We start from the raw sequence: 8,797 nt of genomic DNA on the forward strand, positions 1-8,797 counted from the left end.
GCAAGTACGTCCATGTAAGCTCGGTCGCCGCATCCATGCGGCTCACGCCCCCGCAACCGGACCCACCCCGCCTTCGACAGCTGGCCGCGATCTGTCGGAACGGCGTTCTGTGCTGCTGGTAGGTGTCGATCTTGGTCGACACGGTAGATCCACGCCATGCGTGGATGAAGCGTTCCCGGGGGCGTGACGCGTCATGGAACCGGCGTCGGTTTTTTGGCCTGGGGCTGCAGGGTCCAGCGTCCGGAATTCTGGCGCTGGCGTGGCGCGATGGGGCCGTCGTGCTGGGTGTAGATGAAGCGACCCTGGCGGTCCGTCAGGCAGGTCAGCAGCAGGGTGTAGCGGGCAGGGCCGGCGGGGTGGGCTTCGGTCATCTGGATTTCCGCAATGTGCGGAGCCAGGCGCTGGTAGCGGTAGCTGCCGTCGATGCGCAGGTCGGTGCCGAGGATGTCCAGCACGTACTGATTGCCGACGAAGCTGACCTGCACCATGCGCCCGGCATTCGGATTGTCTGGCTGGTACAGCGGATCGCTGAGATTGGTGAACTGGTGCTGGTCGAGTTGGCTGGGCAGGACGCAGCTGGATGCCGCGGCCAGGGCCGGGAAGAGCAGGGCAGCGAACAGAGTAAGACGATGCATGGCGGAACCTCCTGGGGATGTTCCTGCCATGCTCCGCAGCGCGGTGGCGTTGTCTGTAGGAAAAAGTGCAAAAGCAGCGAGATGTTCTTTGTACCCTCACCGTCATCCACGCATGGCGTGGATCTACTGAGCAATCCGGACGCTGCTGCAGAACCGTCGGAGGCGTGGGGGCTCAAGTTGCCAGATCAGACACCCAGGGGAGACGATGCGCCGCAATCTGTCAGAGGTGGGGCGGTGTGGGCTTGCAGGATCGATGGCGCCATGGATGGCGCCATCGAGCCCACAAGGATGGGTTTACGGCGTGTCCTGCAAGCCCGCACCGTCCCACCAATCCGAACAGCTTATCCGCCGCCGTTGACTTTGCCGTTGCTTCAGCTGTGCCTCTGCGGGCGCCGGGCGACAGCCCGGCAACAACAACCCGTACAAACACCAACGCCCGGGCAAGCCCAGGCGTTCGTGCCCCCTTCATGCTGGCAACGCGTGTCAGCTGGCCAGTTCGGCCGGCTCGCGTTCGATGCCGTACTTGCGCAGTTTTTCCACCAGGGTGGTGCGGCGCAGGCCGAGCAGCTGGGCGGCATGGGCGACCACGCCCTGGGTGCGTTCCAGTGCTTCGTTGATCAGGCCCAGTTCGATGTTGGCCATGTGGTTGCGCAGGTCCAGGCCGTCGTCCGGCAACGCGGCCGGCGCTGCGGCGCGGTTGACCGCGATGCCGTGTTCGAGCGACGGCTGGTTGCCGCTACCCGGGGTGTGGAACGAGAAGCTGCGCAGGTCCAGGCGCTCTTCGCTGGCGACCAGCGGCGGCGCAGCGGCAACTGCCGCGATGGCCAGCGCGGCATCGCCGCGATAGCGTGCCGGCAGGTCCTGCACGCGCACCGAGCCACCTGGGTGCAGCACCGCCAGGCGTTCGACCAGGTTGGTCAGCTCACGCACGTTGCCCGGCCACTCATAGCTGGCCAGCGCCTGCAGTGCTTCCGGGGTGAAGCGCACTTCGCCGCGGCCGGTGCGCGCCAGCTGGGTGGCGATGGTTTCCACCAGCGCCGGCAAATCTTCGCGACGCTCGCGCAGGGCTGGCACGTCGATCGGGAATACGTTGAGGCGATAGAACAGGTCCTCGCGGAACTTGCCATCGGCAATCCGGCTTTCCAGGTCGCGATGGGTCGCGGCGATCACCCGCACGTTGCAGCGGATGGTCTGGTTGCCGCCGACGCGCTCGAAGCTGCGCTCCTGCAGCACGCGCAGCAGCTTGACCTGCATCGGCAGGCTCATGTCGCCGATCTCATCGAGCAGCAGGGTGCCGCCCTCGGCCATTTCGAAACGGCCCTTGCGCGAGGTCAGCGCGCCGGTGAAGGCGCCCTTCTCGTGGCCGAACAATTCGCTTTCCAGCAGTTCCGCCGGAATCGCACCGCAGTTGATCGCCACGAACGGTCCGTCGCGGCGCGGCGAGCGCTGGTGGATGCTGCGCGACACCACTTCCTTGCCGGTGCCCGATTCGCCCAGCACCAGCACGGTGGTGTCGAACGCGGCGACCTGCTCGATCATCGTGCGCAGCGCGCTGACTGCCGGACCGTTGCCGGTCGGACCCTGGTCCTGCACGGCGCCGGCCTGGTGTTCGGCATCCAGTCGCTTGAGGCTGGCACGGCGCAGCAGGGCTTCCATCTGCGCGTGGCGCAGCGGTGCCTCCAGCGGCCAGATGTTGGCTTCGTGCAGGCCATGCCGGTGGGCGAACGCAGTGGCGTCACCGTCGGCCAGCAGCACCGGCGGTGGCAGGCTGCTGCCACCCAGCCACGCGTACAGTGCGGTGCTGGCGGCACTGTCGTCCAGATTGCCGACGATCACCGCCATCCAGTCGTTCTGGCGCTGGCGGGCCAGGTCGAAATCGGCTGCGTCGGAAACCCAGCGCGGGTTGAAGTCCATGAATTCCAGCAGGGCGACGGTACGCTCGGCACGCACTGCGTCGTTGTCCAGTACCAGGATGCGCGATTCGCTCACGACCGATCCTCCCTGAGGCCTTCCAGGATCGGCATGACTTCCTGGATGTAGGACAGTTTGCTGACGAAGTTGTCGGCGCCGGCACGCAGCGCGTGCTCGCGATGTTCGACGTCATCGAAGTGGCTGGCAATCACGATATACGGTGCATCGTCCTGCGACTTGATCAGGCGGGTGGCCTGCAGGCCGCCCATTTCCGGCATCGCCAGATCCATCAGCACTACCTGCGGGCGCAGGCTTTCCGAGCGTTCGATCGCTTCCAGGCCGTTGCCGGCGCTGCCGACGATCTGCAGCCAATCGATCTTGCGGAAGTGGCGCATCGCCGCGTTGATGAAGCCCTCATGGTCATCGACCAGCAGAACTGTGAGCTTGTTCATGTCCAACATCCTTTTCAGCCCACCCGGGCCAGCTGCGGTTGCCTGGCGTTGACCCGGCGCCGTTCGCGGGCCGGGGCGATATCCAGTTGTTCGCGGTATTTTGCGACGGTTCGACGGGCAATGTTCACCCCCTGGCGGGACAGCAGGCCAGCGATGGCCTCGTCCGCCAGCGGGCGGCCGGCAGGTTCGGCGTCGATCAGGCGGCGGACCATGGCCCTGACCGCCTGGCCGGACACACTGGCCCCTTCCAGGCGCACGGCGAAGAAGTGCTTGAGCTCGAAGGTGCCGCGCGGGGTCTGCAGGTACTTGCCGGTGGTGATGCGCGAAACGGTGGATTCGTGCATGCCGATTTCCTCGGCCACTTCCTTCAGGGTCAGCGGTGCCATGGCTTCCTCGCCACGCACCAGGAAGGCCGCCTGGCGCTCGACGATCACCCGCGCGGTGCGCAGCAGGGTGTCGTAGCGCATCGACAGGCCGCGGCTGAACCAGCGCGCTTCCTGCAGCATCTCGCGCAGTGCCGGGGCCCCCTCGCCGCTGTCGGCCAGGGCCTGTTCGTACTGGCTGTTGATCGACACCCGGCGGCTGGTGGCCGGGTTCAGCGCCACCTTCCATTGTTCGTCGGTGTGCCAGGCGACCACGTCCGGCACCACCACCGCATTGCGCTCGGGCAGCAGGCTGTCGCCGGGGCGCGGCTGCAGCGACAGGATCAGGCGAACGGCTTCGCGCACGTCCTCGATCTCGGCATCGTGCTGGCGGGCGAGGGCGGGGTAGTCATGGGCGGCCAACGCATCGAGCGCGCCCTGCAGAATGCGCGCGGCCAGATGCCGGGCCGGCACCACGCCGTGCAGGCTGCACAGCTGGGCCAGCAGCGATTCGCGCAGGTCCTGCGCGGCCATGCCGGCCGGCTCGCCCTGCAGCAGGTGCTGGCGGATGGCTTCAACGCCGTTGCCATCGATATCGAACTGCGCGCTGGCCAGCAGCTGCAGCTGGGCCAGCGGCGCCTGCAGGTAGCCGGCATCGTCGCAGTGTTCCAGCCAGAAGGCGGCCACGGCCAGTTCGCGCTCGTCCAGGTCCAGTGCCAGGCGCTGCAGCACGCGCAGCTGCGGGTCGCTCGACTCGCCGGCGGCGATGCGTGCCATGCGGTCGTCGTCGCCGTCCTGCCAGTTGGCACCGGACACATCCCACATCGAGGATTCGGGCAGTTCGTCGAAGGCGGCCGTATCGACCGTGGTGCTGGCTGCATCGGTGGCTTCAGCGACGGGCGCTTCGGCGTCTTCGATTTCCAGCAGCGGATTGGAATCCAGCAGCCGCTGGATTTCCTGCTCCAGGTGCAGGCCGTCGAGCTGCAACAGTCGGATCGACTGCAGCAACTGCGGGGTGAGGTGAAGCTGTTGGCCCAGCTGGGTAGAAAGTGAAGCCTTCATTGCAGTTCCCCGGCGCCGCTCCCCGACGCCTTGTGGAACACATCTTGCTTTTGATCCGGCAGTGGCGGAATCGGGGGGTTCCTGAGGGCGTTGGTGGCGTTCCCGACAGCGTGTAAGGAAATCCCCTACATAAGCGCGGGAATTTGACGATTCCGGTCGCTAAATCGTTGATTCGTGGTCGGTCGCCGTGGTGATCGCTCGCGCCTGTTGTACGGAATTCCGTCGGGGCGCGTATGGGTGACAGTATTTCGTCGCGAAGCCCGTGGGCGGTACCACGGCGTTACCCGTGGCGCGCGGACGTCATTCCAGCTCGTGCTGGTGGCGCGCAGCCAGCAGCAGCAGATCGTTGGCACGACGGCAGCCAAGCGATTCCATCATGCGCGCGCGATGGGTTTCCACCGTCTTGACGCTGATGCCCAGGTCGGCGGCGATTTCCTTGTTGCTCTCGCCCTTGCCGATGCGGCGAAGGATCTCGCGCTGCCGCGGCGACAGTGCGGCAATGCCGGTCGGCTTCTCGCGCCCGAGCATCGGCGCCAGCATCTTGGCCGAGATCTGCGGGCTGAGGAATACCTGGCCGGCATGCGCGGCACGCAGCGCCAGTTCCAGTTCCTGCGGCGCGGCATCCTTCACCACGAAGCCGACGGCACCGCGATCGAGCGCATCGCGCACGTGGGCGGCGTCATCGTGCATGGTCATCATCACGATGCGCGTGCCGGGTGCACGCAGGCGGATGTCGCTCAGTGCTTCCAGGCCGGTACGGCCAGGCAGCGACAGGTCCATCAGCACCACGTCCGGGGCGTGCAGCAGGGCCATCTGCAATGCCTGTTCGGCATTGCTGGCCTCTGCGACGAGCTGCACGTCGGCAAACCCCTGCAGCAGCCGCGCCAGGCCGGCGCGAACCAGGGTGTGATCGTCGACGATGAGAACTCGCACAGGCACGCTGGAGGTTGGGGAGGGGTGACCACCTTAACTTAGCTGAACGGGCGCGCCAAGGGCCGTCCGTCTACCTGCATGGTGGCAGATTTCAGCGTGCGCGGCGGGCCTCGGCCACCTGCCGTCGGTGCAGCCGGAACAGATGCCGCTCCATCGCCATTTCCAGACCATCGCCAAGGCGATGGAAGCGCAGCCACAGGTAGTGGCCACCGCCGCCATCGGCCGCTTCGGCGATGACTTCCACCGGCAGGTCGATATGGTCGGGAAGCCAGTCGCTAGGCTGCAGGCGGACCACGCCGGCCTGGCCGGGCAGGCTGCCGCTGCGCGGACCCAGCTGCAGGCGGATGCCGCGGCGCGACCAGCGCACCGGGCGCAGCGTCGGTTCCTGGCCCTGCTGGCGGATCAGGCGGCCGAGCAGGACCATGGTCAGGTCCACCTTGGCCTCCAGACGCTGCAGCTGCAGGCTGGCTTCGCTGCGTTCTTCGTGTTCGTCGGCGCGGCTGTCTTCGACCAGCGCCAGGCTGCGCAGCAGGCCTTCGGCACTGCTGGTCCGGCCCACTGCACTGCCGGCCTGGAACTCGGCGGGCAGGGCCAGTTCGCAGCTGAGCGTTTCGTCGAACAGCTCGCTTTCAGCCGGGTGATGCAGGGACGTGGTCGGCAGGACGGTCATGCCAGCGATTCTGCCTGCAGGTAGGCATGCGCGGCGCGAAGCGAGCGGCGGCCGTCCTGCATCTGCACGGAGACGGCATCACGACGCTGGCGCAGCAGGCCAAGCAGGCTCTGCTGGCGTTCCAGCAGCGCGGACAACGGTGCGTGGTCGTCGCTGCCCAGCGGTTGGCTCAGCAGTGCGTGCAGAGTGCTGTCATGACCATCGAGCAGGCTGTCGGCCTGTTCGAACGCCTCTTCGTCGAGGGCCTTCTCGAACGCATCCAGCTGCGCATTGAGTTCAAGCAGGCTCATGGCGCCACCGCGGCGGGACGGCGCTGTTCGTGCGGAATGGCATTCCAGGCACCGTCGATCTCGCCCAGCAGCTGCAGCGATTCGTCCAGTGCAGCGCGGTCGTTGTGCAGGTTGGCCTCGGTCAGGCGCTGCAGCAGGTAGTCGTACAACGCGGCCAGGTTGCCGGCGATCTCGCCGCCGGCTTCATGGTCCAGCGAGCCGTTGAGGTGGGCGACGATCGCGCATGCTTCGCCGATCGCCTTGCCCTTGCCGGCCTGGTCGCCTTGTTCGAGGGTGGCCTGTGCACGGCGCACGCGTTCCAGTGCGCCGGACAGCAGCAGCGCCACCAGTTTGTGCGGATCGGCATCGGCGACCGCACTGGTCACACCCACCTGGCGGTACTGCTCGGCGTACTGACGGCTGGAACCGTACATTCGTGATTCTCCCTTGCGCGGGGTGCCGGGGTGCGGTCGAAGGGACCGTTGACGCCGGCACTGCGATGATTGCTGTTGCGTCCGTTATCGGTGCGTACGGCGCCAAACTTGAGCGCCGCGCGTGTTTCCTCAGCGGTTCAACTGGGCCAGCTGCTGCTGCAGGGCGGTGTTGCTCTGCTGCAGCTTGCCCATCAGGCTGTCCAATGCCACGAACTGCTTCTTGTAACGGGCCTCGACACCGACCATGCGCGCGTCCAGGTCCTTGCGGCGCTTGTCGATGTTGTCCAGCGTGGTGTTCAGTCCCTTGGTGCGGGCGACGAACGCGCCTTCCTTGCCGACCGTGGTGCTGACGTAGCCGTCAACCAGTGAATACAGCCGGCCGGCGCCGCCGGTATCGCCGGTGACCGCCTGGCGGATCTTCTCCGGCTGGGCGGCGAGGGCTGCGGCGAACTTGGTGCTGTCCAGCACCAGGGTGCCATCGGCGTTGGGATAGCCGCGGGTCTGCAGGCCGAGCGCCTTGGCGTCCAGCTGGTCGCCTGCGAGGTCCTTGAGCACGCCGGACATCGTCGAGCGCAGCTGCGCGATCGCACCACGCATCTGCGCATCGCCGGTCAGTGTGGCGGCTTCCTTGGTCTTTGGGTCGTACTTGGTTTCGGTGTTGATCGCCGCGATGGCCGCGTTGTAGGCGGTGACGAACTCCTGCATCACCTTGGTCGCGGCGGTGGTGTCGGTGCTGATGGTGACGGTGCTGAGACCTGGCACTTTCAGGTTCAGGGTCAGGCCCGGGACGGCGTCGGCCACGGTATTGCTGGCACTCACCACTTCCACGCCGTCGATGGTCAGCAGCGCATCCTTGGCAGGGCTGTTTTCCTTCAGGCTGCCGACCAGCGCGCCCAGCTTCGGATCGCTGCCGGCGTATTCCAGCTTGATTGCGCTGGCCGCGCCGGTTTTTTCCTGGGCGATGGACAGGTACTGGTTGTCACCGGAGCTGATCAGTGTCGCCTGCACGCCTTCCTTGCGGCCAGCGGCGTCGATCTTGTTGCGGACGGTGGTGAGGGTATCGCCTTCCTCCACCTCCACGTTCATCGTCTTGGCCTTGTCGCCCACGCCAACGGTCAGCGTCAAGGTTCCGGCACCGAAGGTGTCGGTCTTGGGCACCGAGGTGTCGGCGATCAGTTTGTGCGCCGACGCGAGATTCTTCACCTCGATCTTGTGGGTGCCGTTGGATGCGGCCGCCTTGCTGGTGCCGAGGTCGTACAGCGCCACCGATGCGGTCAGCACATCGTCGGCGTTGTTGGGGCCGGCCTTGCCGGTTGCGCTGACGGTTCGGGTGTCGAAGGCGGTGGTGGCCTTCAACGCGGTCAGGGCGGTCTTCAGCTTGTCGAAGGCCGAGGTGACCGTGCCAAGCGACGACAGCTGCATCTTGGTCTTGGACTGCTGCAGGTTCAGCGCGTTGTCGGCCGGCTTGCGGTCAGCTGCGACCAGCTGGTTGACGATGCTGGAGATGTCCAGCCCTGAGCCAATGCCACCGTATCCAAAGTCTGCCACGTCGTTTCTCCTGGTATACGGGCCTGGCCGTCGTGCGGCGGCCCGTCGTCAACGAAAATAGCGGCCTGCGCCGCTGGGTCTTGAGGACTTCGTTGATGCATGCGCCGTGCCACTGGCCGGTGGGACGGTTCTGGCACGCCGGTTGCAGGAGGTCTGGGGCAGGGTGCGGGTAGGTTCACCGCGGACTGCCGGGGGTCTGTAAAAAACCCTCCCCCAATGCAGGGGAGGGATCAGGCTACTGACAATCGGGGGGAGACGAAGCCGCCCGGTACGTACAGTCAAAATGCACAACGCTGAAAGAGAGGTCCGCAGGGGCGGGCGATGCCAAGACGGTTCGGGAAGCTTCCCGGGCCGGGCATGGCCCGCATCTGTGTACACAGTGGCTGTCGGGTTGCCGCTACCGTCGGTTCAAGCCGACGGTAGCGGCGCCTTCTTGCCGTGGATCAGCGCAGCAGGCTGAGCACGCCCTGCGGCACCTGGTTGGCCTGGGCCAGCATGGCCGTACCGGCCTGCTGCAGGAT

At 66.4% G+C, this 8,797-nt stretch carries 9 protein-coding genes; all 9 read right to left on the reverse strand.

Annotated features, from left to right (window positions below):
• Nucleotides 1-191: 191 nt before the first annotated feature.
• The 9 genes from DBR20_RS18500 to fliD all read right to left on the reverse strand — a co-directional run bounded on the left by DBR20_RS18500 (nt 192) and on the right by fliD (nt 8,276).
• A complete protein-coding gene (locus DBR20_RS18500) occupies nt 192-635 on the reverse strand; it encodes a hypothetical protein (protein WP_108267534.1) in 444 nt (147 codons plus the stop codon).
• Nucleotides 636-1,118: 483 nt separating this feature from the next.
• Nucleotides 1,119-2,624 (reverse strand): sigma-54 dependent transcriptional regulator, encoded by a 1,506-nt coding sequence (locus DBR20_RS18505; protein WP_108267536.1) that lies wholly within the window; start codon nt 2,622-2,624, stop codon nt 1,119-1,121.
• Nucleotides 2,621-2,998, reverse strand: coding sequence for a response regulator transcription factor (locus DBR20_RS18510; RefSeq protein WP_049460600.1), 378 nt, complete (start codon nt 2,996-2,998; stop codon nt 2,621-2,623). Before DBR20_RS18510 ends, DBR20_RS18505 begins: the two co-directional genes overlap by 4 nt.
• 14 nt (nt 2,999-3,012) lie before the next feature.
• Entirely contained in the window at nt 3,013-4,422 is a 1,410-nt protein-coding gene (gene rpoN, locus DBR20_RS18515) for an RNA polymerase factor sigma-54 (protein WP_108267538.1), read from the reverse strand.
• 300 nt (nt 4,423-4,722) lie between these two features.
• On the reverse strand, nt 4,723-5,355 hold the full coding sequence (locus tag DBR20_RS18520; RefSeq protein WP_089241023.1) for a response regulator transcription factor: 633 nt from the start codon (nt 5,353-5,355) through the stop codon (nt 4,723-4,725).
• Nucleotides 5,356-5,446: 91 nt separating this feature from the next.
• Nucleotides 5,447-6,025: a PilZ domain-containing protein gene (locus DBR20_RS18525; protein WP_108267540.1), complete on the reverse strand. Its 579-nt coding sequence runs from the start codon at nt 6,023-6,025 to the stop codon at nt 5,447-5,449.
• The gene (locus DBR20_RS18530; protein ID WP_108267542.1) at nt 6,022-6,315 is read right to left on the reverse strand and encodes a hypothetical protein; all 294 of its coding nucleotides are present in this window, start codon (nt 6,313-6,315) and stop codon (nt 6,022-6,024) included. The genes DBR20_RS18525 and DBR20_RS18530 overlap by 4 nt, the downstream gene beginning before the upstream one ends.
• Nucleotides 6,312-6,728 carry a flagellar export chaperone FliS gene (gene fliS / locus DBR20_RS18535; protein ID WP_108267544.1) on the reverse strand — a complete coding sequence of 139 codons (417 nt, stop codon included), beginning with the start codon at nt 6,726-6,728 and terminating at the stop codon, nt 6,312-6,314. The genes DBR20_RS18530 and fliS overlap by 4 nt, the downstream gene beginning before the upstream one ends.
• Before the next feature lie 129 nt (nt 6,729-6,857).
• Nucleotides 6,858-8,276, reverse strand: coding sequence for a flagellar filament capping protein FliD (fliD, locus tag DBR20_RS18540; RefSeq protein ID WP_108267546.1), 1,419 nt, complete (start codon nt 8,274-8,276; stop codon nt 6,858-6,860).
• Nucleotides 8,277-8,797 lie beyond the last annotated feature (521 nt).

This window comes from Stenotrophomonas sp. HMWF023 (genome assembly GCF_003060985.1).
GTDB classification, from domain to species: Bacteria; Pseudomonadota; Gammaproteobacteria; order Xanthomonadales; family Xanthomonadaceae; genus Stenotrophomonas; species Stenotrophomonas lactitubi.